A 25,736-nucleotide genomic window follows, 5' to 3' on the forward strand; every position below is an offset into this window, starting at 1 on the left:
ACGCGCATGCCCGTTCAACTTCTGCCTGAAACCCCTTCGCAAACCGCCGGTCCCTACGTGCATATCGGCTTGGCGCTGGAGGCCGCCGGCAACCCGCCCCGGGAGCAGGAAATCTGGAGCGAGATGGCCAAGCCCGGTGCCCCGGGCGAGCACATCCTGCTGATGGGCCATGTCTACGACGGCAACGGCCACCTGATTCGCGACTCGTTCCTGGAGTTCTGGCAGGCCAACCACGAAGGCGTCTACGACAGCGACTACGACCTGGAAAAACCCTTCAACAGCTTTGGCCGCACCGCGACCACGGATGTCGGTGAGTGGACATTAAAAACCATCAAGCCCGGCACGCTGAACAACGCGGCGGGTGTGCCCATGGCGGCGCATATCAATGTTTCGCTGTTTGCCCGGGGCATCAACATCCATTTGCAGACCCGTCTGTATTTCGATGACGAAGCCGAGGCCAATGCCGTCGATCCGGTACTGAACCTGATCGAGCAACCGCAGCGCCGCGAGACCCTGGTTGCCAAGCGTTGCACGGTGGACGGCAAGCTGGCTTATCGCTTCGACATTCGTGTGCAAGGCGAGGCGGAAACGGTGTTCTTCGACTTCTAAGGCTGTGGCGTGCGTGTGGTTGCATGGCGTTTGCCGAGGCAAGCGACCCGATAATAATAAGAAGGAAATATGGGTATGTCGTTATTCGCTCCTGTGCCCGTGGTGGGCACGCTTGATGTGCAGGTATTGATCAACACCCAGCCACTGTCCCGTTATCAATGGCGGGTGGTGCTGCTGTGTTTTCTGATCGTGTTTCTCGACGGCCTGGACACGGCGGCCATGGGTTTCATTGCTCCGGCCTTGAGCCAGGACTGGGGCATCGATCGCGCGAGCCTGGGCCCGGTCATGAGTGCCGCGTTGATCGGCATGGTCTTCGGGGCCTTGGGTTCCGGGCCCTTGGCCGACCGTTTCGGACGCAAAATAGTGCTGGTGGTGGCGGTGTTTCTGTTCGGCGTGTTCAGTTTACTGTCGGCCTACAGCAGCAATATCGAACAACTGCTGGCCCTGCGTCTGCTGACGGGCCTGGGCCTTGGGGCGGCGATGCCCAACGCTACCACGCTGTTGTCCGAATACACCCCGGAGCGACTCAAGTCATTGCTGGTGACCAGCATGTTCTGCGGTTTCAATCTGGGCATGGCCTGCGGCGGGTTTGTCTCGGCGAAGATGATTCCCCTATTGGGCTGGCACAGCTTGTTGATGCTCGGCGGGATTCTGCCCCTGGTGCTGGCCGTGGTGCTGTTGGTGTGGCTGCCGGAGTCGGCACGTTTTCTGGTGGTCCGCCAGCGGGGCGTGGAGCGGATTCGCAAGGTGCTGGCACCGATTGCGCCGCTGGAGGTTGCGGCGGCCACTGGCTTCAGTGTGCCGGAACAAGTGGCGGTGCAGAGCCGCAACGTGTTCAAGGTAATTTTCTCCGGGACCTATAGCGCGGGCACCTTGTTGCTGTGGCTGACCTACTTCATGGGCCTGGTGATCGTTTACCTGCTGACCAGCTGGTTGCCGACCCTGCTGCGCGACAGCGGCGCGAGCCTGGAGCAATCGGCATTCATTGGCGCATTGTTCCAGTTCGGCGGCGTGCTCAGCGCGGTGGGCGTAGGCTGGGCGATGGACAAATTCAATCCGCACAAGGTGATCGGCACCGCCTATCTGCTGGCGGGCGTGTTCGCCTGGCTGGTGGGGCAGAGCCTGGGTCATGTCACGGTATTGGCTAGCTTGGTGCTGTTGGCGGGCATGTGCATCAACGGCGCGCAATCGGCGATGCCCTCGCTGGCTGCGCGGTTCTACCCCACCCAGGGCCGCGCCACCGGCGTGTCGTGGATGCTCGGCATCGGGCGTTTCGGCGCGATTCTGGGGGCCTGGGCCGGGGCGACATTATTGGGACTAGGCTGGAACTTCGAGCAGGTGCTGACGGCCCTGGTGGTTCCGGCCGTGCTGGCGACACTCGCGGTAGTGATCAAGGGCATGGTCAGCCATGCGGATGCTACCTGAGGTCACCTCCCTGACTTTTCATGAATCCTGGAGCTGTGGTTTGAACAGACCGACGAATCAACTTTTCGATGCCTATTTCACCCAGCCGGAGATGCGGGCGATTTTTTCCGATCAGGGGCGGTTGCAGGGCATGCTCGATTTTGAAGCCGCCCTGGCACGCGCCGAAGCGGGTGCCGGGCTGATTCCCCTGGAGGTGGTGGCCGATATCGAAGCCGTCTGCCAAGCGCCGTTGTTCGATGTCGACGAGCTGGCTGTCGCCATCGGCAATGCCGGCAATTCGGCGATCCCGCTGGTCAAGGCGCTGGGCAAAAAGATTGCCGCACGCAACCCGACCGCAGAACGTTATGTGCATATGGGCGCCACCAGCCAGGACGTGATGGACAGCGGCCTGGTGTTGCAACTGCGTTCAGCCGTCGACCTGCTGGAGCGCGATCTGGCGCGGCTGGCCGACGCGCTCGCCAAGCAAGCCGCGCGTTACGCGGGCACACCGTTGGCCGGGCGCACCTGGCTGCAACAGGCGACACCGGTGACCCTGGGCATGAAAATCGCCGGTTGGCTGGGGGCTATCACCCGTCATCGCCAGCGCCTCGCGGAAATCAAGCCGCGTTTGCTGTGCCTGCAATTCGGCGGGGCCTCCGGCAGCCTGGCAGCCTTGGGCGATCAGGCTTTGGCGGTGGCTGAAGCCCTGGCCGGTGAATTGAATCTGCACTTGCCCGAGCAGCCTTGGCACACCCAGCGTGATCGGCTGGTGGAGTTCGCCAGTCTGCTGGGAATGATCGCCGGCAGCCTGGGTAAAGTGGGCCGCGATCTCAGTTTGCTGATGCAGACCGAGGCCGGCGAGGTGTTCGAGCCTGCCGCGCCGGGCAAGGGCGGCTCCTCGACCATGCCCCACAAGCGCAATCCGGTTGGCGCGGCGGTCATGATCGGCGCGGCGACCCGGGCGCCGGGTTTGGTGGCGACGATGTTCACCGCGATGGTCCAGGAGCATGAGCGCAGCCTCGGCCTGTGGCATGCCGAATGGGACACCTTGCCGGAGCTGTGTTGCCTGGTGTCCGGCTCGCTGCAACAGGCGTTGCAGGTGGTGCCCGGCTTGGAAGTCGACACCGGGCGCATGCTACGCAATCTTGAGTTGACCAAGGGCCTGGTGCTGGCGGAAGCCCTGAGCATCGCCCTGGCCCAGCGCATCGGCCGGGATGCGGCGCACCATCTGATCGAACAATGCTGCCGCCGCGCGGTGGAGCAGGGCGAGCATCTGCGTCAGGTGCTCGGGGCCGAGCCGCAAGTGGCCGCGCAACTGTCCGCCGAGGCGCTGGATCGCCTGCTCGACCCGGCCCATTACCTGGGGCAGTCACAACGCTGGGTCCAGCGTGCGCTGGCCGAACATCACGCCTTGAAACCTTAGAAGAGGATCCTGAAATGGACGAACAGCAACGTTACGAAGCGGGCATGAAAGTGCGCCGCGAAGTGCTCGGCGATGCCCACGTGGATCGCAGCCTGGAAAAGCTCACGCCCTTCAATGGCGAATTCCAGGAGATGATTACCCGGCATGCCTGGGGGGATATCTGGACCCGTCCCGGCCTGCCGCGCCACACCCGCAGTCTGATCACCATCGCCATGTTGATCGGCATGAACCGTGAGGGTGAGTTGCGCCTGCACTTGCGCGCTGCGAAAAACAACGGCGTGACCCGCGACGAGATCAAGGAGGTGTTGATGCAGAGCGCGATCTATTGCGGCATTCCGGCGGCCAACGCCACGTTCCATCTGGCCGAAGCGGTCTGGGAGGAGATGGATACGCCGTCGTGAGGTATTGCAATAACCTTGGCCATGTCACCGTAGAGGCTGTGCTTCAAACGCTTGTTAGGTGAGCGGTGTCTCGCAGTACTTGCGGTTGAGGAAAAGAATCCTGTGGTTCATAGTCTTTGGCCCGCTGGCATCTATGGATTGGAAAAAATGTCCGTTTCTGGAAGCTACTTGAGTCAATTGGCCTTGGCTGTATTGCTCTGCTTGTCTGCGGCGATGGCGCAGGCAGCGGGCATAAAGATCGTTCAGATTCCATCCGATACCCGCGGTCCGGCCTTGAAGGCGATTATATGGACGCCCTGCGCTGAAACAGCAGGAGACGTAGCGATGGGACCTTTTGTTTTGAAGGGGCGGCGCGACTGTCCGGTAGTGGGTAAGCAGCTACCGCTGGTGGTGATTTCCCATGGCCACGGCGGCTCTTTCCTTGATCACCATGATCTGGCCGAGACACTGGCCGATGCCGGTTTCATCGTGGCGGCGATCAATCATCCCGGTGACACCTTTTCTGATATGAGCCACGGGACTGATATTGATCCATTCGTTGAACGGCCGACCGATATCAAGCGCCTGATTGACTATATGTTGCGCGCCGCACCGGACGCTGCCAGGATCGACCCGCAGCGGATCGGGTTCTTCGGGTTTTCACGCGGTGGTTACACCGGCCTTGTACTGGCGGGTGGCAATCCGGATTTCCTCAATGCCAACGTACCTTGCCCCGATCCGGCACTGACCATTTGCCAACAACTGCGTAACAAGGATGTCCCCACCCAGCCGTTGACCCATGATCCACGGATCAAGGCCTTTGTGTTGGCGGATCCGCTCAACGAGTTTCCAAACCCTGGCAACCTGACGAATGTGAAAGCACCGATTCAGCTTTGGGCATCGCAGTTTGGCGGCGATGGCGTGCTGCCTGAAACCACGCCTGCGCTCGCCAACGCACTTGCGCAAAAACCGGAATTGAACCTGGTTTCCGGCGCTGCGCATTTTGCCTTTTTTGCCCCTTGTTCCGCGATATTGCAGCAAGACTCGCCGCAGATCTGTATCGATGGGAACGGATTTGATCGTGTCGCCTTTCACAAGCGGCTTAACGAAAAAGCGCTGAATTTTTTTGCAACGCATCTCCGTTAACGTAAAGGGGGTTGGAGCCGAATGGCCCCAATCCCACCCGAATTACTGTTTGCCAGCCACCAACGCCGGAGTGCGCGGCGGGATCAGGCGCTGGGTCCCGGTAGATTCGAATGCCGAAGCCAGGTGAAGCAGGGCTGAGTCGTCATAGGCACGGCCGGCGAAGGTCAGGCCGACCGGCATGCCGATATCCGCCATGACGCCCATCGGCACCGTGACGGTGGGCACACCCAGATGGCGGATGGCGAGGTTGCCGTTGGCGACCCAGATGCCGTTGCTCCAGGCGATATCCGCCGACTGCGGATTGACATCGGCGTCCGCCGGGCCGACATCGGCCACCGTCGGGAAGAGCACCGCGTCGAGCCCCAGGCGATCCATCCACTCTTCAAGATCGATGCGACGGGTTTGTTCAAGTCCACGCAGCCCGTCAGGCAGCGTACTGATCTCGTTCCATGGGGTGATGCCACGCTCGGCCATCCGCACATACTCGTCCATGCCAGCGGCCAGGTCGCCTTCGCGGTTGGGCAGGGTGCCGGGGTCGTGGGGGAAAATCTTCGGCCCGTCCACGTCCACCAGACGATTCAACGCAGGATCGCCGTTGGCCTGCAGGAAGTCATCGAAGGCCCAGGCCGACAGGTCCCACAATTCATGGTGCAGGAAGTCCTTGGACACCAGGCCCCGGGTAAACACCGTGGGTGTGCCGGGGCGATCACCCTCGCAATTGGAGACCAGCGGGAAGTCGACTTCGACCACTTCGGCTCCCGCTGTTTCGAGTGCCTTGCGCGCGGCCTCCCAGCGATTGATCACCGAAGCGCGGGTGTTGATTCGCTGCCCAGTCGGCCCGCCGATGCCAGGCGCCTCGCTGGTACCTACATCCGGATCGGCATTGATGAACATGCGCGGTACGCCGAAGCGTTTGCCGGCGAGTGCATCGGCACCGGCCGCTAGCGCGCCGTAGGACGAGGGGCGCACCGAGGCCACGCTAGGAATCGGCACCCAGGGCTGCAGCCGCCACAGGTCGCCACGGGTGTCGAGGTCCTCGGCCACCACCACATCGAGCACCTCAAGCAGGTCGGCCATGGTCCTGGCATAAGGCACGACCACGTCCATGGTCGGGGTCAACGGCCAGTTGCCACGTACCGAAATCACGCCACGGGAAGGGGTATAGGCGCACAAGCCATTGTTTGAGGCCGGTCCGCGTCCGCTCGACCAGGTTTCTTCCGCAAGGCCGAAGGCGGCGAAACTGGCGGCGGTGGCCGTGCCGGCGCCGTTCGATGAGCCCGAGGCAAAAGGTGCGGTGAGGTAATCGGCGTTGTAAGGGCTTTCCGCCCGGCCATAGACCCCGCGCTGCATGCCGCCGTTGGCCATGGGCGGCATATTGGTCTTGCCCAGGCAGATGGCGCCGCCGGCGCGCAGCCGTTCGATGGTGAAGGCATCGCGATGGGCGATCAGCCTGGCAAAGGCGGGACTGCCGGAGGCGGCGGTAAGGCCCTTGACCAGATAGCTGTCCTTGGCCGTGTAGGGAATGCCATCGAGTGGCCCCAGGGTTTCGCCCTTGGCGCGGCGGGCGTCGGAGGCCTGCGCTTCCTTGAGGGCATCGGGGTTACGCACCACGACCGCGTTGAGGGCGATAGGCGTCTCGGGTCCATCGTAGGCTTCTATCCTGGCGAGATAAGCCTGGACCAGCTCGACCGACGTGGTCTGGCCCGATTCGAGCGCAGCACGCAGCTGGGCAATGGAAACTTCGGTTACTTCGATCATAGTGTTTTCGCCGACTGCGGAGGGGGGCGTGGTGGGTATTGGCATCACACGAAGGGCTGGAAAATTCAGTAAAACGGATGAAAAGAGTCTACTTACAAAGTTTTCGCAGCACCAGCGAGAGGCTGACGATGACAGCCGCCGCATTGGCGATGCACCCGGCGATATGGATATAGCCCCAATGCCCACCCATGGCCGAAACCAGATGATTGATCCCGAGAAAAACCGACAGGGCACCGGTTGCAAAGATCAGGTTATATAAGGAGTCGATGGCGCGTGTTCGCAGTTCATTGAGTATGAACAGTGCGAGAAACATATCGAAGAAGGCAATTTCCCGCTGCCAGCCATTCGCCAGTGGCCAGGCTGTACCGCTGGCCATGAATTCGGGTGCTACCAGATGTGCGATGGAACTTACGAAAGCGCCGGTCGCCCATAGGATCAAATAAATTCTGTTCAATATGATGTGCTCGAAGCAATCAGTTTTTCTGGATCATATCGAGCCGAAGGCCGCCCTGCATAGCTGGCGGCCTTCGTTGTATGACTCAGATCTGCGCCAATGCCTGCGCCAGATCCGCCCGCAGGTCTTCGACATCCTCGACACCCACCGACAACCGCACCAGCCCATCGCCGATACCGAGTTGCGCGCGGATGTCCGCTGGGATGCTGGCGTGGGTCATGATCGCCGGGTGTTCGATCAGGCTTTCGACACCCCCCAGGCTCTCGGCCAGGGCGAAGATCTCTACGCTTTCCAGGAAGCGCTTGGCACCGGCCAGATCGCTTTTCAGATCAACCGAAATCATCCCGCCGAAACCACGCATTTGCCGGCGCGCCAGTTCGTGCTGTGGGTGTGACGGCAGGCCCGGATAATAAACGCGCGCCACCTGCGGCTGACGCTCCAGCCAGGTCGCCAGGTCCAGGGCGTTGCTGCAATGGCGCTCCATGCGCAGCGCCAGGGTCTTCACGCCGCGCAGGGTGAGGAACGCGTCAAATGGACCGGCGATTGCCCCCACCGAGTTCTGCAAAAAGCCCAGGCGCTCGGCGAGCTCGGGGTTTTGCCCGACCACGGCAATGCCACCGATCACGTCGGAGTGACCGTTGAGGTATTTGGTCGTCGAGTGCACCACGATGTCGAAACCCAGCTCCAGCGGCCGCTGGATCCACGGGCTGGCAAAGGTGTTGTCGGCCACGCAGATGATGCCGCGGTCACGGCAGAGGCGGGCGATGGCGGCCAGGTCGCTGAGGCTGAGCAGGGGATTGCTCGGTGTTTCGACCCAGACCATCCGCGTATTGTCTTGCAGAGAGGCTTCGAAGGCGTTGAGGTCCGTCAGGTCGACATAGCTGAAGCTGTGCCCGGCGCTGCGTTGGCGGACCTTGTCGAACAGGCGGAAGGTGCCGCCATAGAGGTCATTGCCGGAGACCACATGGGAGCCGGCGTCGAGCAATTCGAGGACGGTGGAAATCGCTGCCAGCCCGGAGGCAAAGGCGAAGGCCGCAGTGCCGCCTTCCAGGTCCGCCACGCAGCGCTCCAGGGCGAAACGCGTCGGGTTGTGCGAACGTCCGTAGTCGAAGCCCTTGTGCACCCCGGGGCTCTCTTGCAGATAGGTGGAGTTGGCGTAGATCGGCGGCATCAGCGCCCCGGTGGTCGGGTCCGGCGACTGCCCGGCATGGATGACACGGGTAGAGAAGGCGTGGGGTGCGGCGGACTTGTCGTGTTGACTCATGCCAGGGATCTCCGTAAGTGGTTGAGCAGGTCGACGCGGGTAATCAGGCCGTGAAAGCCCGAGGCGTCAGCGATAATTGCCACCAGCCCGCGATCCAGTTCCGCCTGCAGTTCAGCCAGGCTGGCAGCGGGGGCCAGGGTTTGCAGTTTGTCGGTCATGACGCTGGCCACGCTCAGGCGAAAGTGTGCCGCGTCGTCATGCATGCCCAGGAGGATATCCGATTCGTCGATCACGCCCACCAGCTGTTGGCCGTCCACCAGCACCGGCAGTTGCGACACATCCGCCAGGCGCATGCGCTGGAAGGCGGTGAGCAGGGTGTCGTCCGGACCCACGCTGATCACCCGGCCGTCCTCGAAGCGTCGGGCGATCAGGTCACGCAGGTCGCCGTAGCGCTTGTACTTCAGCAGGCCCTGGTCGTTCATCCACTGGTCGTTGTAGACCTTGGACAGGTAACGGGTGCCGGTGTCGCAGACGAAGGTGACGACACGTTTGGGCTCGGTCTGCTCGCGGCAATAGCGTAGCGCGGCGGCGAGCAGGGTACCGGTCGAAGAGCCGCCGAGAATGCCTTCGGCGCGCAGCAATTGGCGGGCATGGTCGAAGCTTTCTTCGTCGCTGATCGAATACGCGTGGCGCACGCTGGACAGGTCGGCAATCGAGGGAATGAAGTCTTCGCCGATGCCTTCCACGGCCCAGGAGCCGGCGGTGTCGACGATGCCGCTGCGGCTGTATTCGGCCATCACCGAGCCGAGCGGATCGGCCAGGACCATGGCCAGGTCGGGTTGCACGCGTTGGAAGAAACGGGTCAGGCCGGTCAAGGTGCCGGCCGAACCGACGCCGACGACGATGGCGTCGACATCGTGCTGGGTCTGTGCCCAGATCTCGGGCGCTGTACTGGTTTCATGGGCCAGCGGGTTGGCCGGATTGTTGAACTGATCGGCGAAGAACGCGTCGGGAATATCCCGCGCCAGCCGCGCGGCGACGTCCTGGTAATACTCGGGATGGCCCTTGCCGACATCGGAGCGGGTGATATGCACCTCGGCACCCATGGCCTTGAGGTGCAGGACCTTTTCGGTGGACATCTTGTCGGGGACCACCAGCACCACCCGGTAGCCCTTGGCCCGGCCCACCAGGGCCAAGCCGAGACCGGTGTTGCCGGCAGTCGCTTCGACGATGGTGCCGCCGGGGCGCAGGCGCCCGTCGCGCTCGGCCGCATCGATCATCGCCAGACCAATACGGTCCTTGATCGAGCCACCGGGGTTTTGCGATTCAAGCTTGAGGAACAACGTGCACGGGCCGGTATCGAAGCGGCTGACGCGCACCAGCGGCGTATTACCGATCAGTTCGAGTACGGCGGGGCGGGAGTTGTTCGGCATGTGTCACCTCGTTACGGGAAGCGTTCGTAGTGGATGGACAGCAGGCTAGGGGAGTGGGTTGCAGATAAATCTATCGCTTGGAACATAGGTCGGGATTGCAGTAGCTGCAACCGCGGGTGGGTAATTGTTGGCGCTGCCGAATCGCGGACGACGAGTTTCATTATGTTTGGTCTTGGGGCAGTGATAGCCTTTTGCCGCCCTACAAAACAGTCATCAGGAAGCGTGATTTGAAGACCAAGAATGGATTGCTGGTTACGTCAGGTTTGGGGCGAGCGACACGCCTGATGATTGGCCTGTCCCTGCTGGGGGCAGTGTGGGGAATCCCCTTGGCATACTCTGCGCAGGATCCGGCGGCGTCTGGTCCGAGCTTTTTATGTGGTGCGACGAATCGCGCCATCGAGAAGGTGATCTGCGCTGATCCCGAACTGTCTTCGCGGGATCGAACCCTGGCGGTGCTGTTTGCCGCATCCCGTGTCGATGCGTCAGGCAAAGGCCTTTCGCAGCAGCAAGGTTTGCAACGACAGTGGTTGAAAGACCGTGACAAAAGCTGTTCGACGGGCGATATACGCACATGCCTCGTCCACGCCTACGATGATCGACTGGAGTCTCTGGCGGTTGCGGCGCTGTTCCAGGCACCGGACGTCGCGCTGGCAGAGTTGGCCCGACAGGATTCCAAAGCCGCTCCACTCTATGAAGCCATCTATCGCTACGCGACCCTCGACAATGACGCTGAGCGTGTGATTACGGTGGGGAAACTGATTGCCCCAAGCTTCGAGGTGCTTCATGACAAGCCCTGGGCACAGTCTATATCCGGCATCGATGACGCACAGGGTGTGGCGTCGTCGGACAAGAATTTCTCGGCATTTCTGAGCATCGCGCCGGTCGGCGATTATGCGTTGACGATGCCCTGTTCGGCGCTGGTGCGGCGGCCCGGATTAAGCGCTGCGATGGCCTCGGTCTACGGCAGCTCCCTGGATGGTCAACTGATCCGCAGCGACTGCAAGGCGATGACGCCACCCTTGCCGAAACTGGATCAGCTGACGAAAGCGGCGGAGGTGGTACAACCCTCCTGTCAGGGAACTATTCGCTTCAGTCTCGGACGTGAATTTGACCGGACGCTGTTGCTCATCCGTTTGCACAACGCTGATTTATGGAAGTCCTCAGCGCTCGCCGACAGTCCCAATGCGCAGGTTGAGAAGCACGGCAAGTCAGGAAACACTGTCGACAAGCCGCATTTCATCGCAGGACACACGGCGCTCATTCGTGACGCGAGCGATGAACTGGCGACCTACTATTCGAGCCACTTCGGTGTCCCGCCAGCCCTTGCCAGGAAACAGGCCCGAAACGCCGTAAGTGCGCTGATCTCCGGAGCGTACAACCTTTGCGAGTGGGGCTGAGCCAATGGATCGGATCGAGCCCACGATGGCCTCCTTTACCCCCGTGCAACTCCCGGCAGTGGGGGCTGGCAAGCCAATAGAAACGATCAGGATCCGCTTTGTCATTCGCCCTCAGCGCGGGCAGGGCGGCACTCTGTTGCGCTCAATGCTCAGGAAGGGCGAGTTGTGCATCTCTGACGAGGAGGTCACGTTCATAAAGTCGCATCTGCGACTGTTTCGGTCCCCGGTCGAAACGACGCGGGTCATCCCGCGCGAACAGATCTTCGATGTCAAAATCATCAGGAAATACGTCTATTTCGATGTCCATACGCCCACCGGCATTCAACGGGGCGTCTTGCTTGCGCCCAGCCGTGCCGAGGCGCAAAAACTGCTCGAGTGGCTAGGCGGGCAGGCAACACCTACCCATGCGGCCGAGCAAATAGCGCTGTCGCGCTACAGCGAACAGATCGTTGCGTTGGCGCCGGTCACCTGGGTCACCTATGGGCTGATCGCGATCAACGTGCTGGTGTACCTGGCGATGTGCGCGGGTGGCGTCGGTGTCATGGCGCAGAACCTGCCCTTGACCGTCAAGTGGGGTACGAACTTCGGCCCTTACACCCTGGGGGGTGAATGGTGGCGCCTGGGCACCTCGGTGTTCGTCCATTTCGGGCTGATCCACCTGATGCTCAACATGTTCTCGCTGTACCAGATCGGTCGACTGGCGGAGCGTTTTTACGGCAGCGGGCGATTCCTTGCGTTGTACCTGTTTGCTGGCGTGACAGGCAGCATTGTCAGCCTGCTATGGCATCCGACGGTGAACAGTGCCGGCGCCTCGGGGGCCATTTTCGGCGTGTTCGGTGGGCTGCTGGTGTTCGTCGTGAAGTTCCGCCACGAGTTGCCGACGTCGATTGCCGTGCAGCAACGTGCCTCGATCCTGGTGCTTATCGGGTACAACCTGTTCTACGGTTTTACGCACCAAGGCATCGATAACGGCGCACATCTGGGAGGACTGCTGGGTGGCGCCTTGCTTGGCCTGACGCTGGCAAGGCCGCTCAATACAACGGCTCGCACCAAGGTTGCGCTGGAAAGCGCGTTGTTTTCCGCCGCGTTGGCAATCTTCGTGCTTACCCGTTGGGGCGCTTCAGCGCGGCGGCCCGTGAGGAGCTTCAGTTCAGGAACGTGGTGACCCGCCTGGTGCCGCTCGAGCAAAAAGCCCTGAGTGACATGCTCACGCTCGCCCATGAGCCAGTCACGACGCAAAGCCAGAGGAATGCCATTGCCGGGGCCATTCTGCGGGATGTCGTCCCACAATGGGAGGTTATGTATTCGACCCTTGGCAGCGCCCACCTCCCCGCCAACTCGCCACAAACCGCGCTGCGGGCATCGATGCTGCGCTACTTCGACGACAATCGGAATCTGTATCGCCTGACTGCCCAGGCGGTCCGCAATGCTCCTGCGTTGGACCCCATCGTGGACGGCAAGATCAAGGCCCTCAGGAACGACTCCAGGGCGCAGGTTGCCTTTATCAAGACACTCGCCGCCCTTAACACCGGCGGCCACGGATAGTGTGTGTGGCGAGCGGGCTTGCCCGCGCTGGGCCGCGAAGCGGCCCTAAAACCAGAGAGCTCGGTGTATCAGGTGCACCGAGGTGAACGGTTTTGCGACTGCTTCGCAGCCGAGCGCGGGCAAGCCCGCTCGCCACAGGATTGTGCTCGCTCTTATCTCCCTTGCGTTAGCGTGGCACTGGCCATCTGCTGGGGTTTGCAGTTGAGGTAGGTCGAGGATTTCAACCAATGCTTGTCCGGGTACCAGACAAACATGAACTGGCCGCCCTTGAGTTTGTCGACCACTTGCCGCGCGACTTGCGGGCGGACGGCGGGACAGCCCTGGCTGCGGCCGAGACGACCTTCGCGCTTGCTCCACAAGGGGCTCACGTAGTCGGCGGCGTGAATCACGATGTCGCGGTCGCGGGCACGGTCATTGAAGCCCGGTTCCAGGCCGTCCATGCGCAGTGAATAGCCATGGGTGCCCTCATAACTTTCCTGGGTGCGGAACAGACCCAGGCTCGATTGGTAACTGCCCATCTGGTTGGAGAACTGGGTGGCGAAATTTTCCCCGGATTTCTGCCCGTGGGCGACCAGATCACGCAGCACCAGGGTCTTCTTGCGCAGATCGAAGATCCACAGGCGCCGCTTGGTCGAGGGCTGCGAGTAGTCGATCACCGCCAGACGCACGGATTGCTCGAGGCCACTGTTTATGGCGCATTGCATGGCATTCAGGGCGTTTTTCAGAACCCGGGGGTTGAGTTCCGGCGCGGCGTGCGCGAGTCTGCGATACAGCGTCGGTTCATGGCTGCTGGCGGCCAGGGCAGAACCGACGGGTGCGGCCAGGGTCAGAATCATCAAGCAGAGCCGATAACAAGAAGTCAACATGGAAAGAGTGCCTCGGCCGTCAGTGCAGGCTCACGCATCTTGTCGGTCTTCGAGTAGCGTGGTCACTCGCTGCGCGAAGGTTTTTCACCTCTGTTGCAGCAGTACACCATCAATGCGACGACCGTGGATTGGAGTCAAGCCGTTGTTCAAAAAACACGCATATTACTTGAGCCTGTGCCTGCTCGTGACGCCACTGGTCGCGATGGCCGACGATCCGCTGACCGATCCGCCGAGCCCTTTACCGTCGTTCCTGGCGCAGTTGTCGAGCGATTGCCCGGCGCTCGCGGCACAACTGGACGCGCCGACACAACAGCGCTTGCAGGCGTTTTACCAACAGCAGACTGAGGTGCCCATCTGGTCCGCCGGGCGTCTGTCGGCCTTACAGGCGCAGTTGCCGTTGTTGGCCGATGATGGCCTGGACCCGGCGCGTTATCCGATGCCCCAGGACGCAGGTGCCGGTAGTCCGCTGTGCAGCGATGTCGAGATCAGCCGAGAGTATCTGCAAGCCTTGCAGGACCTGCATTTTGGGCGCTTGCCGCAGGCGCGCTTCGAACCGCTCTGGCAGGCCCAGCCGCCGGCGCGGGACGCCAATGCCGAGCTGCTGGCGCTGGCGACGACGGGGCTGCAGGACCTGGCCCAGGCGTTCGATCAGGCGCGGCCGAATATCGAGTTGTACCGAAGCTTGCGTCGTGCCTATGCGGCCGTGCGCCAACAGCCATTGGCGCACTGGTCGACGATCGCCAGCGGCCCCTTGCTGCGTCCTGGCATGGAGGACGCGCGGGTGCCCGCGTTGGCGCAGCGCATGCTCGCCGAGGGGTATCTGGAGAGGCTGCCTGCCGGTCCTGAAAAGATCTATGGCGAGGAACTGATCGGTGCGGTCAAACACTTCCAACTGAGTCATTCGTTGCAGGGCGATGGGGTCATCGGCGCCGGCACCCTGACCGAACTGAATATCAGCCCGGCGCTACGGCGCGAGCAGTTGCGCATCAACCTCGAACGCTTTCGCTGGCTGGCGCCGGACCTGGAGCCCGAGGGGCTGCTGGTCAATGTCGCGGCGGCGCAATTGAGCTTCTACCACGACGGTGCGCCGGTGTGGCAGACGCGTCTTCAGGTGGGGCGTGCCGACCGGCAGACGCCGTTGTTGAAGTCACGGGTCACCCGACTGACCTTGAATCCGACCTGGACCGTACCGCCGACCATCATGCGCGAGGACAAGCTGCCAGCCATTCGCCAGGACCCGGCGGCGTACCTGAGCCAACAGAACCTGCAGGTGCTGGACAGTGCAGGCAATCCGCTGGCGGTGGACGCCGTCGATTGGGAACGGCCCGGCAATATCATGCTGCGCCAGGGGGCCGGTCCGAGGAACCCGCTGGGCAAGATCGTCCTGCGTTTCCCCAATCCCTTTTCGGTGTACCTGCACGACACGCCGAGCCAGCCGCTGTTTGCCAAAGGCCCACGGGCTTTCAGCTCGGGCTGTGTGCGCGTCGAGCAACCGATGCACCTGCGGGACCTGATGCTGACTCCGGCCGAGCGCGCGCGGACTGAGGAGTTACTGGCCAGTGGCACCACCCACGAATACCGACTGACCGCGCCGGTACCGATCCTGCTCGGTTACTGGACGGTGCAAGTCGATAGTGATGGAACCTTGCTGTATGCCCCGGATATCTATGGGCACGATCCGGTGCTGCTGAAGGCCTTGGGAGCCATGTCCGGTCGTTGAGCACTGCAATCGAACGACCACCTCCTGTCCGCTGGCCGTCAGTCAGTGCGTCGTGGGCTGGAACTGCTTTCTGTAAGCAGCCGGCAGCAGGCCGACGCGCTGCTGAAAGAGCCGGCGAAAGGAGTTGCTGTCTTCGTAGCCCACGGCGTTGGTGATGTTGCCCACGCTCATTCGGGTCGATTCGAGCAAGTACTTTGCCCGCTCCAGACGCAGCGTCTGAAGATAAAGCAGGGGCGGGTAACCGGTGGCTTCCTTGAAGCGTCTTTTGAAGTTCCTGACACCAAAGGCGAATTGTTGAGCGACGTGATCAATCAGCAGCGGTTGCTGGAAATGCTCTTCCAGCCAGTCCTGAACCCGCACTATCTCTTCGTCCCCGTGAAGTTTTGGCGCTGACCACGTGGCATAGGCCGCCTGCTGGGTTCGGACATTGTCGACCAGCAAATACTTGCCGCACTTGCGGGCCAGATCGAGGGACGCGAAACGGCGCACCAGAAACAGCAGCAGATCCATGGCGGCACTCGCACCGCCGCTGGTGATCAGGCGATTGTCCTCGCACAGCATTTGCGCTTCATCCAGATCGGCCTTGGCGTAGCGTCGACGAAAAAGCTCGGCAAAGGCCCAATGGGTGGTTGCCCGAGCGCCGTCCAGCAGACCGGTTTCGGCCAGCAGAAACGCCGCCGTGCACATGGAGGCCACCACCGCCCCTTGCCCGTGCTGTTGTCGCAGCCAGGGTCCATAACCGGCGAAGGTCGGCAGGGCATCTTTCAGGGTGAAAAGAAAACCCGGGATCAGCACCAGATCGGTACGGGCTATCGCCTCGATGGACCGGTTCACTCGCAGCGTCTGGCCGCCCCAGGCCGTGACATCCGTGCCCTCAAGCGAGGCACAGAGCACCTCGAAGGGTGGGGCGGCGGGGTCGGCGAACAGGTTGGCGGCGCTCAGGACTTCAAGGGCCAGGGTCGCGCTCGCAGCGGAACATTGATCAACCAGTAGCAAGGTGATGTGCATAAAGGCTCGATTGCGCTTTTCGCATGAAATAAGTCATTTATGCACCTACTGTAACCCAACCGTCGCCCCGTACAGTACGCCGCAGTCTTCTTTCAATCGGTGTCTCTATGAATTTGTGGTTCAGGCTTGTGCTCATGCTGTTTCGTCGTCCCTGGCGCAAGCCCGTCGACGGCTTGGCCACCACGGTCATCTCCATGCGGGTCTGGCCGTCGGATCTCGATCTCAATCGGCATGTCACCAATGGCCGGTATTTCAACATGGCCGATGTCGGGCGCATGGACTTCGTGCTGCGCAGTGGTGCCTATCGCGCCGCCTTGCGTCACCGGGCGGTACCGATCGTGGGGGATACCTGGGGCAAGTTCCGTCGAGAGTTGAAACTGTTCGAGGCGTTCGAGATTCACAGCCGGATCCTCGGCTGGGATCAGAAGTGGAGCTTTATGGAGCACCGCTTCGTGAGCAAGGGCCGGGTGGTCGGCACGGTGGTGATGCGCGGCGTGTTTCGTTCTGCCCGGGGCATCGTGGCGCCGAGTGAGTTCGTCCAGGAAATGGGCTTGACCGAACAGCCGGCGGATATGCCGAAATGGCTGACGGACTGGTCCAACTGTTGTGATGGGATGAGCGCGCAGATTCGAGAGGAAGAACATCAAGTGGCATCATGACTTGCCATTTTCATGGCGTGACGGCACCTTGATACAAACGTTGCAGCAACGCTGTACTGGAACTCTTTGTCCTGTCGCTGACCCGCCAACCCAGTATCGAGTACGGATTGATGAGCTTCTCGGAAGAAGACCGGCATGAATTGCAATGCGCAAAGAATCTGCTGGAGAACCCCGGCTTTGTCGCCAAGCTGACCAACATTATCGGCATGCCCATAGAGGCCGCGCTGGCGCGACTGCCCAACAGCGTCACCAGCAAAATTACCGTCATCACTCAATCCGCGTTGATGAAGGCCCTCGATGCCGCCGTGTTTACCATGAAGGATGTGCCGGGCGAGAAGCCTTCCAACCTTTGGCACAAGGCAGGCATTGCCGTCAGCGGGGGCGTCGGGGGCTTTTTCGGTTTCGCCGGGCTCAGTGTGGAGCTGCCGCTCTCCACCTCGATCATGCTTCGCTCCATTGCCGATATCGCCAGGAGCCATGAAGAGCGCATTGACACGGATGAAGCGAAACAGGCTTGCCTGGCGGTCTTTGCACTCGGCGGCAGATCGTCGAAAGACGATGATTCGGAAACCGGTTATTACACCGTGCGTGCCGCGTTGGCGAAGTCCCTGTCGGATGGCTCGATACTCAAGCTGGTCGCCACCATTGCCGAGCGCTTCAGTGTCAATGTGGGCGAGAAAGCCGCCGCCCAGGCGATCCCCGCGATCGGCGCCGTGGGCGGTGCGCTGATCAACCTGGCCTTCATCAATCATTTTCAGGATATGGCACACGGGCATTTCATTATCCGAAAGCTGGAAAGGCGTTACGGGCAGAAGGCCGTCCAGCAGCTCTACCAATCCCTTTCGACCTTGGCCGTTTGATCAGTCGCCGCGTATCAGATCTGCAGGGCGTTCCATCAGCCGCGCATGTCTCGTGGGCTGACCCCCAGGCGTTGTCTGAACGCCGTGGCCATGTGCGCCTGGGAAGCAAAGCCGCAGACCTGGGCGATGTCCGCCAGGCGTTCCGTCGAATACCGCAACAGGCTTCGGGCCCGGACGAGGCGTCGATCGATCAGGTAACTGTGGGGGCTCTTGCCCGTTGCGTCCTTGAACGCCCGGATGAAGTAGCCCTCGGATAATCCCAGCAGCGCCGCCATCGCCTGCACACTCAGCGGCCCGTCAAGCCCGGCGTCAATGAACTCATCGAGCAGGCGCAGTCGCTGGGTGGTGATCGAGCCCCGGGAAGGCGTCGGAGCCCCATCGCCGCCCTTCGCCCGTTGAGCCAGGGCCAACGCCCAAGCCTCCCAGTCGTTTTCCACCGAGGCCTGCAACAGCGCACCGCGCATGCGCTGCGCCAGGGCAATCGCCTGCCGATCAATCCGGTTGTTGAACGCATGGTTCCCCGTCAGCGGCGCACCATCGGTACGGAACAGCCTCAGGTATTCACCGCCTTCGGCGGACTCGGAAAACACATCGCACCCTGGCGGTATGAACGCCAGGCCGTTGGGCGTGGCGGTGAAGGGGCGAATCCGATCGCTGCCGATGGCGTGCTGGCCGCGCTGGCTGTCGAAGGCAAAACCAATGGAGGCCTGGGTCGCGATGTATCGGGTTTCGTAGTGGGCCGCCGGCAACAACTCGATCGCCCACGGTCCGGCCTCGGCACGACGGACCGGTTCGCGTAAGGGCGCAGGCGGCAAGCTGTTTCGGCGATTCATGAGGGTCATCTTACTCAAGGAAAGCCCTGAAGGTCAGGTCAGTTTTCTGAAAGCCGGCAGGCGGTACTCCTGCCTAGACTGGGCAAAACCTCAGAGAGAATGGCCATGCACGGACTGACCCGCGACGACATCGAAAACGCTTCCCGCCAGGTGTACCAGGTGATGCCTGCCACCGCCCAGTATGCCTGGCCCTTGCTGGCCGAGCGGCTGGGCTGCACGGTTTGGGTCAAGCATGAAAACCATACACCCACCGGTGCCTTCAAGGTGCGTGGCGGCATTACCTTCATGCACTGGCTCAAACGCACCCACCCGGACACCCTGGGTGTTGTCACCGCCACCCGTGGCAACCACGGCCAGAGCATCGCCCTGGCGGCCCGGGCGCTGGGTTTGCGGGCGCTGATCGTGGTGCCGCGAGGCAACTCGGTGGAAAAGAACAACGCCATGCGCGGCTTTGGTGGCGAGGTGGTCGAGTTTGGCCAGGATTTCGACGAAGCCCGCGAAGAGGCCGTCCGCCTGGCCGAAACGCAAGGCCTCTATCTGGTGCCGCCGTACCATGCTGAGCTGATCAAGGGGGTGGCGACTTACGCGCTGGAGTTGTTCACGGCGGTGCCGGACCTGGACACCGTCTACGTGCCCATCGGTTGTGGGTCGGGGGTTTGCGCGGTGATCGCCGCCCGCGACGCGCTGGGCCTGAAGACCCAGGTGGTGGGCGTGGTCTCGACCGAAGCGGCCGCCGCCAAGCTATCCTTCGAAGCCGGAGAAATACTGGAAACCGCCTCGGCGAATACCCTGGCCGACGGTATGGCCGTGCGCAAGCCGATCCCCGAAGCCTTTGCGGTGTATGCGGCCGGTGCGGCGAGGATCGTATCGGTCTCGGACGAGCAGGTAGTCGAGGCCATGCGCGTGTATTACAGCGACACCCACAACCTGGCCGAAGGAGCAGGGGCGGCGGCACTGGCGGCGCTGATGCAGGAGCGTCAGAGCATGGAGGGGAAAAAGGTCGGGATCATTCTGACCGGTGGGAATGTCGACCGGCCAGTGTATGCCCGGGTGATTGGCTGATTCGCTGATCAGGCTGCCTGGATCGACTGTTGCCTGTTGCTGCTTCAGGCACGGTCGACCAGCGCCTTGATTTTTTCAGCGGTGCTGTCGTCGATCGGGGTATAGACGATCATGCCCAGATCCGGCCGCCCATCGATGGAGAACGCCGAGTACTCCAATTCGATGTGCCCAAGTTCAGGGTGCAGCAGGCGCTTGACGCTTTCTCCCTCGGCATGGCCGTGCACTTCATGATGGCGCCATAACGCGGCGAACTCCGGGCTGACGGCGCACAGCTCGTTCACCAGTTCGTTGACTTCCGACACCAGTCCGGCACGTGCCACATCCGCTCTGAATGCGCCGACCACAAAACGCGCCACGCTCTCCCAATCGTGCTGTTTGGCGCGAACCGCCGGGTCGCAAAACAGGAACCGTAGAATATTGCGTTGTCCAATCGGCAGGGTGCCGTAGTCCGTCAGCACGACAGCGGCGGCCCGGTTCCAGGCAATGATGTCCCAGGTGGCGCTCTTGATGATGGCAGGGCAGGCATAAAACGAATCGAGCAGGCGCTGAAGCCTGGGATTGATCCCTTCCACGGGTGAGTAGCGGGCTTCGGGTGGCCGTCCCAGTGCCAGCATGAACAGGTGCTCGCGCTCTGCTTGCGTGAGCATCAAGGCGCTGGCTATCCGGTTTAATACCGTGGCTGAGGGCGCACCGCCACGTCCTTGCTCCAGCCAGGTGTACCAGGTGGGACTGATATTGGCCCGCTGGGCCACTTCTTCCCGGCGCAGGCCGGGCGTGCGTCGGCGTCCGGAATAGCCCAGGCTGGCGGGATCGAGACGTGTCCGGCGGCTTCTTAGAAAGTCCCCGAGAGAACCGCCCGTATTGGCTGGCATGAGCCGTCCTGTTAGTCGTTTTAATAGGATAATGTCACTACTTTAACGGGATAGAGAATGCTCCGATAGTGAACGGGAAACCACCAAGGAGACTCTGCCATGCGAATATTTCTTACGGGTGCGACCGGTTTCATCGGTTCGGCCCTTGTCCCCGAACTGCTTGGCGCCGGACATCAGGTCATCGGCATGACCCGTTCTGAGGCCGGTGCACAGGCGCTTGTCGACGCCGGTGCCGAGGTGCATTACGGCACCCTGGAAGAGCCCGAGACTTTACGCGCTGGCGCCGCGAAGGCCGACGCTGTCATCCATACCGCCTTCGATCATGACTTCTCCCGGTTTGTCGCCAATTGCGAGAAGGACAAGCGTGCGATCGAGGCGCTCGGTTCCGCACTCGTCGGCTCCGATCGTCCGCTGATCATTACCTCCGGTACTGGAGTGGGCAGCCCCGGGCCAGGCCGGTTGGCGACCGAAGATATCTGTAATACCGACCATCCGAATCCACGTGTCGCATCGGAACTGGCCGGGAATCTTCTGCTGCAGGCCGGTATCAATGTGTCGGTAGTGCGACTGCCACAGGTCCACAATCCTTTCAGACAAGGCCTGATCACAGCGCTTATTGCCATCGCTCGAGAAAAAGGCGTCTCGGCCTACGTGGGTGAGGGCAGCAATCGTTGGCCGGCGGGTCATCTCTTCGATGCCGCGCGTCTATACCGCTTGGCCTTGGAGAAAGGCGAGCCGGGCGCGCGTTATCACGCCGTCGGTGAAGAAGGGGTTGGCAGTCGCGAAATAGCCGAAGCGATTGGCCGGGGCCTGAATCTGCCGGTTATTTCGATCACCGCAGAGGAAGCGGCGGGGCATTTTGGCTGGCTGGCGATGTTCGTCAACCTGGATATGCCTGCCTCCAGCGCTCTGACACAAGCCCGTCTGGGTTGGCATCCAACAGGGCCGCTGCTGATCGCTGATCTTGACGAGGCGCGTTTCTAAACCCCAATGAAATTGCGATCCGCTGCTGTTATCGACTAATATACGATTCATATATATTTCGTATTGGATAAGTCGATGGGTATCGTAAAAATTTCAGAGGGAATGCATGAGCATCTGCGCATCGCCAGCGATGCGCTGAGCCGTTCGATCAATGCCCAGGCCGAGCACTGGATGCGCATCGGCATGCTGGCGGAGCTGTATCCCGATCTGGATCACCGTGACATCAGCCGCTTGCTGATTCGTGCCGAACTGGCGGGCGGCCTCGATTTGAAACAGATGTGCGCACTCGCGGATCTTTCGCAAGGCTCCCAGATTCACGCGGCACCTGGAGCCCAGCAATGAAAACCAACGTCAAGATCAATACCCCGGCAGAAATAGCCCAGTCCGGCACGGCGGGCAAACTGGCCGCCGAGGTGCTTGCCATGATCGTTCCCCATGTCAAGGCGGGGGTCACCACCGACGAGCTTGATCGGCTTTGCCATGACTATATCGTCAACGTGCAGAAGGCCATTCCCGGCAATGTCGGTTATCACGGCTTCCCGAAAACCGTGTGTGCCTCCGTCAATGAGGTGGTTTGCCATGGCATCCCTTCGGCCAAGGTGCTGAAGGATGGCGATATCGTCAATATCGACATTGCCGTGGTCAAGGACGGTTGGTACGGCGACACCAGCCGCATGTACTTTGTCGGTGAACCCAGCCCACAAGCTCGACGCCTGGCCCAAACCACCTATGAAGCCATGTGCGCCGGTATTCGCGTGGTCCGCCCCGGCGCGACGCTGGGCGATATCGGGCATGCGATTCAGAGCGTTGCCGAGCGCGACGGATTCAGCGTGGTGCGCGAGTACTGCGGCCATGGTATCGGCAAGATCTACCACGATGAGCCGCAGGTTCTGCATTACGGTTATCCGGGTCAGGGCCTGGCCCTGAAAACCGGGATGATCTTCACCATCGAACCGATGCTCAACGCCGGCAAGCGTCATGTGAAAACCCTGGCCGACGGCTGGACGGTCATTACCAAGGATCATTCACTTTCGGCCCAGTGGGAGCATATGGTGGCCGTCACTGACGATGGCTTCCAGGTGCTGACACCTTGGCCTGATAGCGTCGATGAATATACCGCCATCGTTTAGGGGGCCATCCGGTAATCGCCAACAGCCAAAGAGGTTGGGTTTCCCGAAACCTGTCCAGCGTTTTAACCAACCTCATTGTCAGAAACATGAGCCATCCCTGAAAAGTCGCATAAACTACACGTCATCATTTCAACCACAGGGAAGGGTTTCATGATCACCAAAGCGACCTCGCTCCTTAAAACCGAGTGGGCGGATGCCAAGTTCAAGCTCGGTCATGTGGTGCTCTTTGTGGCAGCGGTCTGTATCTCATTGACCGCGATCAGCATCTGGGGCGTGTTCAACTCTCTGGAGTATCACCTGCATGACAAAGAGATTGAGATGTCAAACCTTTCCAAGGCCTTGTCATCCAACATCGCGGCGACACTGACTCAAGCCGATACCGTGATATTGGGTATTCAGGGCCAAGTGGAAGTTGAAGGCACCGGGGCGGAAACCTTGGAGCGGTTGGGGGGGATACTGCAAAACCAGCAAAAAAGCCTGCCGCAGGTCCATGGTTTTTTTATTTATGACGAGCAGGGTCGCTGGCTGTTCAACTCCAATGGCGCCGTCCCTCTCGGTGCCAATAATTCGGACCGCGACTATTTTATCTACCATCGCGACCATACCAGCTCGGCGCCCTACATTGGCCCCTCCATACGCAGTCGTTCAACCAACGAATGGGTCATGACGATCTCCCGGAGGCTCAACCATCCGGATGGTAGTTTTGCCGGCGTGACCATCGCCACGATCTATCTTAAATATTTTCTCAGCCTCTATGATGGCATCGACATGGGGGCCAATGGTCTTATCAATCTGGCGTCCTCCAAAGGTCACATCATCGTACGCAAACCTTTTCACGACGCGGATATCGGCACCGATATTTCAAATGGGGAAGTCTTTGCGTTGCTGAGGCCCGAGGTCAGTTCGGGCACCGCCACCATCAGGTCATTTATTGACAACGTTGAGCGGGTCATCAGCTTTCAGCGGGTCAGCGGCTATCCGCTGGTGGTGATCGCGGCCTTTGACAGGAATGAAATACTGGCGGATTGGCGTAGCGAATCCTTTGCCAGCTTTGTTATTTCATCGGTATTGCTGCTGATCCTCAGCTTTCTGGGTTATCGCTTGATCAAACTGATGGGGCAGCAGATTCAGGTGCAAAAAGAATTACAGCGTTCCGAGAAAAGCTATATCGAGGCGAATAAGGCGCTCGGGCAACTGGCGCTCGAGGACAGTTTGACGGGGCTGCCTAATCGCCGTAAGTTCGATTTGTTTATCAGCTCGGAAGTCAGCAAGGCCCGACGCCGACCCGATGACGTTGCGCTGATCATGATTGATGTGGATCTTTTCAAAAAGTACAACGACCATTATGGTCATGTACAAGGCGACGAGTGTTTGAAGGTGGTCAGCGCCATTATCAAGAAAAACATCACTCGGGAAGGCGATCTGGCGGCGAGGTACGGCGGCGAGGAGTTCGCCATCGTGCTCTCGAATACAGACTACGTGGGCGCCTTTATTATCGCCGAGAGAATTCGAATCGAGTTGGAGAACAGTTCCATCCAGCATGATGACTCGCCGGCTAAAGTCGTCACCATCAGCGTGGGCATCAGTGCTTTATCCGGCTCGAAGGCGGACACGCCCGAGAACCTCATCGATATTGCTGACAAAGCCCTGTACGTCGCCAAGACCAGCGGTAGAAATCGAACGGTTATTTCCAATCATCTCGGATACGACGACTTTAACTGAGGCGCCCGGTCGCTCAAGCGTTCGCCAACCACGCCTGCTGGCGGGCCCGAACCGAAGTCGCGGATTCACCCACCAGTTCGGCGTAGACGTCGGGGGCCGTGGCGCCTTCGGTGCTGATCAGCAGGATGTGCGATTGGGCATTGATGCCGACCTCAGCGGCAAGGCTCGGCGATGCGGCAAGCCTTATCAGACCCGCCAGCCCGGCCACGGCCGACTCGCCGGCCTCCACCGGGATATCGCGCTGGCTGCCCTTGGCGAGACGCCGCATGGCACTCACCGCCTCGTCGTCGCGAAGGGTCATGAAGAAATCGATGCCGGGTTGCAGGAACTGCCAGGCCAAGGGTGAGGTTTCGCCACAGGCGAGGCCGGCCATCACCGAGTCCACCGAGCCGGTGGCCTTCGCGGTTTTGCCGGCCACGGCGCTTTGATACAAGCAGTCCGCTTGCTCCGGTTCAACAACGATAAAGCTCGGACGCTGCGCTCCCTGCAACTCCCAGAAATAGCTGGCGATGCCGGCCGCCAGCCCGCCGACCCCACCTTGCAGGAACACATGGGTGAATGCGCCGCCGTCGAGGGCCTCGACAACTTCGGCCGCAAGGGTGCCGTAACCCTGCATCACATCGCGGGGAATGTCCTCGTAACCCTCATAGGACGTGTCGGATACCACCCACCATCCATTGCGTTGCGCGAGCGCAGCGGCTTCTGCCACCGATGCGTCGTAGTGACCGCGGATGCGCACGATCTCGGCGCCATAGGCCGCAATCGCCTGCTCGCGTTCAAGGCTGACATTGGCGTGGAGGACGATGATGCAGCGACAACCGACACTCTGCGCCGCCGCCGCCAAGGCGCGCCCATGATTGCCGTCCGTGGCACTGATCACCGTGAAGTCGCCGAGGGCCTGACGATAGTGCCCCGAGAGCAACCCTTGGTGCTCGAAGTGCTGTTCCGGGAACTGGCGCAGGATCAGCCGTATCAGGGCTATCGGCGCGCCGAGCGCCTTGAAACTGCCCAGTTCCGAACGTTTCGATTCGTCCTTGAGCAGGATCTTCGAGACCCCCAGTTCACTGGCCAGATCAGGGAGTGAATAGAGTGGTGTAGCGCCGCGATTCAGTCGCGACCAGTGCGACAGCCAGGCACGACTCTCAGCCGCTTTCTGGATGCTCAGGGTGCTTTTCAGGGCGTCGGGGTAGGTCTCACGCGTTGCGTTGGGATTGGTTAGCAACATCACTGACTCCGTCAGGCAAGGCAGGGCCATCACCGACGGTTT

25 protein-coding genes are annotated in these 25,736 nt (G+C 61.1%); 16 read left to right on the forward strand and 9 right to left on the reverse strand.

The features are described from left to right. Positions 1-6: 6 nt before the first annotated feature. The 5 genes from pcaG to HX866_RS07075 all read left to right on the forward strand — a co-directional run bounded on the left by pcaG (position 7) and on the right by HX866_RS07075 (position 4,962). On the forward strand, positions 7-609 hold the full coding sequence (gene pcaG / locus HX866_RS07055) for a protocatechuate 3,4-dioxygenase subunit alpha (protein WP_177092072.1): 603 nt from the start codon (positions 7-9) through the stop codon (positions 607-609). 75 nt (positions 610-684) lie between these two features. Next, a complete protein-coding gene (locus tag HX866_RS07060; protein WP_177092073.1) occupies positions 685-2,034 on the forward strand; it encodes an MFS transporter in 1,350 nt (449 codons plus the stop codon). A 40-nt stretch (positions 2,035-2,074) separates the two neighbouring features. Beyond that, complete coding sequence (locus HX866_RS07065; protein WP_256344838.1) at positions 2,075-3,436, forward strand: 3-carboxy-cis,cis-muconate cycloisomerase; 1,362 nt, start codon at positions 2,075-2,077, stop codon at positions 3,434-3,436. A gap of 14 nt (positions 3,437-3,450) precedes the next feature. Further along, entirely contained in the window at positions 3,451-3,837 is a 387-nt protein-coding gene (pcaC, locus tag HX866_RS07070) for a 4-carboxymuconolactone decarboxylase (RefSeq protein ID WP_177092074.1), read from the forward strand. Between the two features lie 147 nt (positions 3,838-3,984). Further along, a complete protein-coding gene (locus tag HX866_RS07075; RefSeq protein ID WP_177092075.1) occupies positions 3,985-4,962 on the forward strand; it encodes an alpha/beta hydrolase family protein in 978 nt (325 codons plus the stop codon). Between the two features lie 42 nt (positions 4,963-5,004). Here HX866_RS07075 and HX866_RS07080 read toward each other — a convergent pair whose 3' ends face one another. The 4 genes from HX866_RS07080 to HX866_RS07095 all read right to left on the reverse strand — a co-directional run bounded on the left by HX866_RS07080 (position 5,005) and on the right by HX866_RS07095 (position 9,811). After that, positions 5,005-6,720 carry an amidase gene (locus HX866_RS07080; protein WP_177138726.1) on the reverse strand — a complete coding sequence of 572 codons (1,716 nt, stop codon included), beginning with the start codon at positions 6,718-6,720 and terminating at the stop codon, positions 5,005-5,007. An 88-nt stretch (positions 6,721-6,808) separates the two neighbouring features. Beyond that, positions 6,809-7,174 (reverse strand): hypothetical protein, encoded by a 366-nt coding sequence (locus tag HX866_RS07085; protein WP_177092077.1) that lies wholly within the window; start codon positions 7,172-7,174, stop codon positions 6,809-6,811. Positions 7,175-7,259: 85 nt separating this feature from the next. Then, positions 7,260-8,438, reverse strand: coding sequence for a cystathionine gamma-synthase (locus tag HX866_RS07090; RefSeq protein ID WP_177092078.1), 1,179 nt, complete (start codon positions 8,436-8,438; stop codon positions 7,260-7,262). Beyond that, positions 8,435-9,811: a pyridoxal-phosphate dependent enzyme gene (locus HX866_RS07095; RefSeq protein WP_177138727.1), complete on the reverse strand. Its 1,377-nt coding sequence runs from the start codon at positions 9,809-9,811 to the stop codon at positions 8,435-8,437. The genes HX866_RS07090 and HX866_RS07095 overlap by 4 nt, the downstream gene beginning before the upstream one ends. Before the next feature lie 227 nt (positions 9,812-10,038). Between HX866_RS07095 and HX866_RS07100 the strand changes: the two genes are divergently transcribed. Genes HX866_RS07100 through HX866_RS07110 form a run of 3 tightly spaced genes read left to right on the forward strand, consistent with a single transcriptional unit; the run spans position 10,039 to position 12,753 of the window. After that, the gene (locus HX866_RS07100; RefSeq protein WP_177126183.1) at positions 10,039-11,208 is read left to right on the forward strand and encodes a lysozyme inhibitor LprI family protein; all 1,170 of its coding nucleotides are present in this window, start codon (positions 10,039-10,041) and stop codon (positions 11,206-11,208) included. Positions 11,209-11,233: 25 nt separating this feature from the next. Continuing rightward, entirely contained in the window at positions 11,234-12,373 is a 1,140-nt protein-coding gene (locus tag HX866_RS07105) for a rhomboid family intramembrane serine protease (RefSeq protein WP_177138728.1), read from the forward strand. Further along, entirely contained in the window at positions 12,370-12,753 is a 384-nt protein-coding gene (locus tag HX866_RS07110) for a hypothetical protein (protein WP_177138729.1), read from the forward strand. The genes HX866_RS07105 and HX866_RS07110 overlap by 4 nt, the downstream gene beginning before the upstream one ends. Positions 12,754-12,905: 152 nt before the next feature. Here the strand turns inward: HX866_RS07110 and HX866_RS07115 are convergent, their stop codons facing one another. Beyond that, positions 12,906-13,619 (reverse strand): murein L,D-transpeptidase catalytic domain family protein, encoded by a 714-nt coding sequence (locus HX866_RS07115; RefSeq protein WP_177092081.1) that lies wholly within the window; start codon positions 13,617-13,619, stop codon positions 12,906-12,908. Positions 13,620-13,761: 142 nt separating this feature from the next. On the opposite strand from HX866_RS07115, the gene HX866_RS07120 reads away from it, so the two are divergent. Then, a complete protein-coding gene (locus HX866_RS07120) occupies positions 13,762-15,339 on the forward strand; it encodes a L,D-transpeptidase family protein (protein ID WP_177092082.1) in 1,578 nt (525 codons plus the stop codon). Positions 15,340-15,381: 42 nt separating this feature from the next. On the opposite strand, the gene HX866_RS07125 is transcribed toward HX866_RS07120, so the two are convergent. Further along, a complete protein-coding gene (locus HX866_RS07125; protein WP_177092083.1) occupies positions 15,382-16,347 on the reverse strand; it encodes a GlxA family transcriptional regulator in 966 nt (321 codons plus the stop codon). Between the two features lie 107 nt (positions 16,348-16,454). Between HX866_RS07125 and HX866_RS07130 the strand changes: the two genes are divergently transcribed. Then, on the forward strand, positions 16,455-17,006 hold the full coding sequence (locus tag HX866_RS07130) for a thioesterase family protein (RefSeq protein WP_177092084.1): 552 nt from the start codon (positions 16,455-16,457) through the stop codon (positions 17,004-17,006). A 110-nt stretch (positions 17,007-17,116) separates the two neighbouring features. Continuing rightward, a complete protein-coding gene (locus HX866_RS07135; RefSeq protein ID WP_177092085.1) occupies positions 17,117-17,866 on the forward strand; it encodes an EcsC family protein in 750 nt (249 codons plus the stop codon). Positions 17,867-17,901: 35 nt separating this feature from the next. Here HX866_RS07135 and HX866_RS07140 read toward each other — a convergent pair whose 3' ends face one another. Continuing rightward, on the reverse strand, positions 17,902-18,708 hold the full coding sequence (locus tag HX866_RS07140) for a helix-turn-helix transcriptional regulator (protein WP_371318816.1): 807 nt from the start codon (positions 18,706-18,708) through the stop codon (positions 17,902-17,904). Positions 18,709-18,804: 96 nt separating this feature from the next. Between HX866_RS07140 and HX866_RS07145 the strand changes: the two genes are divergently transcribed. Then, positions 18,805-19,761 (forward strand): threonine dehydratase, encoded by a 957-nt coding sequence (locus tag HX866_RS07145; protein WP_177092087.1) that lies wholly within the window; start codon positions 18,805-18,807, stop codon positions 19,759-19,761. A 44-nt stretch (positions 19,762-19,805) separates the two neighbouring features. Here the strand turns inward: HX866_RS07145 and HX866_RS07150 are convergent, their stop codons facing one another. Further along, complete coding sequence (locus HX866_RS07150) at positions 19,806-20,633, reverse strand: helix-turn-helix transcriptional regulator (RefSeq protein WP_177092088.1); 828 nt, start codon at positions 20,631-20,633, stop codon at positions 19,806-19,808. A gap of 99 nt (positions 20,634-20,732) precedes the next feature. Between HX866_RS07150 and HX866_RS07155 the strand changes: the two genes are divergently transcribed. The 4 genes from HX866_RS07155 (at position 20,733) to HX866_RS07170 (ending at position 24,469) form a co-directional block, all read left to right on the forward strand. Then, a complete protein-coding gene (locus HX866_RS07155; protein ID WP_177092089.1) occupies positions 20,733-21,617 on the forward strand; it encodes an SDR family oxidoreductase in 885 nt (294 codons plus the stop codon). Positions 21,618-21,692: 75 nt separating this feature from the next. Beyond that, positions 21,693-21,959, forward strand: coding sequence for a ParD-like family protein (locus tag HX866_RS07160; RefSeq protein ID WP_177126191.1), 267 nt, complete (start codon positions 21,693-21,695; stop codon positions 21,957-21,959). Next, positions 21,956-22,747, forward strand: coding sequence for a type I methionyl aminopeptidase (gene map / locus HX866_RS07165; protein WP_177102112.1), 792 nt, complete (start codon positions 21,956-21,958; stop codon positions 22,745-22,747). Before HX866_RS07160 ends, map begins: the two co-directional genes overlap by 4 nt. A gap of 150 nt (positions 22,748-22,897) precedes the next feature. Continuing rightward, a complete protein-coding gene (locus tag HX866_RS07170; protein ID WP_177092092.1) occupies positions 22,898-24,469 on the forward strand; it encodes a sensor domain-containing diguanylate cyclase in 1,572 nt (523 codons plus the stop codon). Between the two features lie 13 nt (positions 24,470-24,482). Here HX866_RS07170 and HX866_RS07175 read toward each other — a convergent pair whose 3' ends face one another. Continuing rightward, positions 24,483-25,694, reverse strand: a complete 1,212-nt coding sequence (locus tag HX866_RS07175) for a diaminopropionate ammonia-lyase (RefSeq protein ID WP_177092093.1) — start codon at positions 25,692-25,694, stop codon at positions 24,483-24,485. Positions 25,695-25,736 lie beyond the last annotated feature (42 nt).

The sequence above is a fragment of the Pseudomonas gingeri genome (assembly GCF_013386165.1).
GTDB lineage: Bacteria > Pseudomonadota > Gammaproteobacteria > Pseudomonadales > Pseudomonadaceae > Aquipseudomonas > Aquipseudomonas gingeri_C.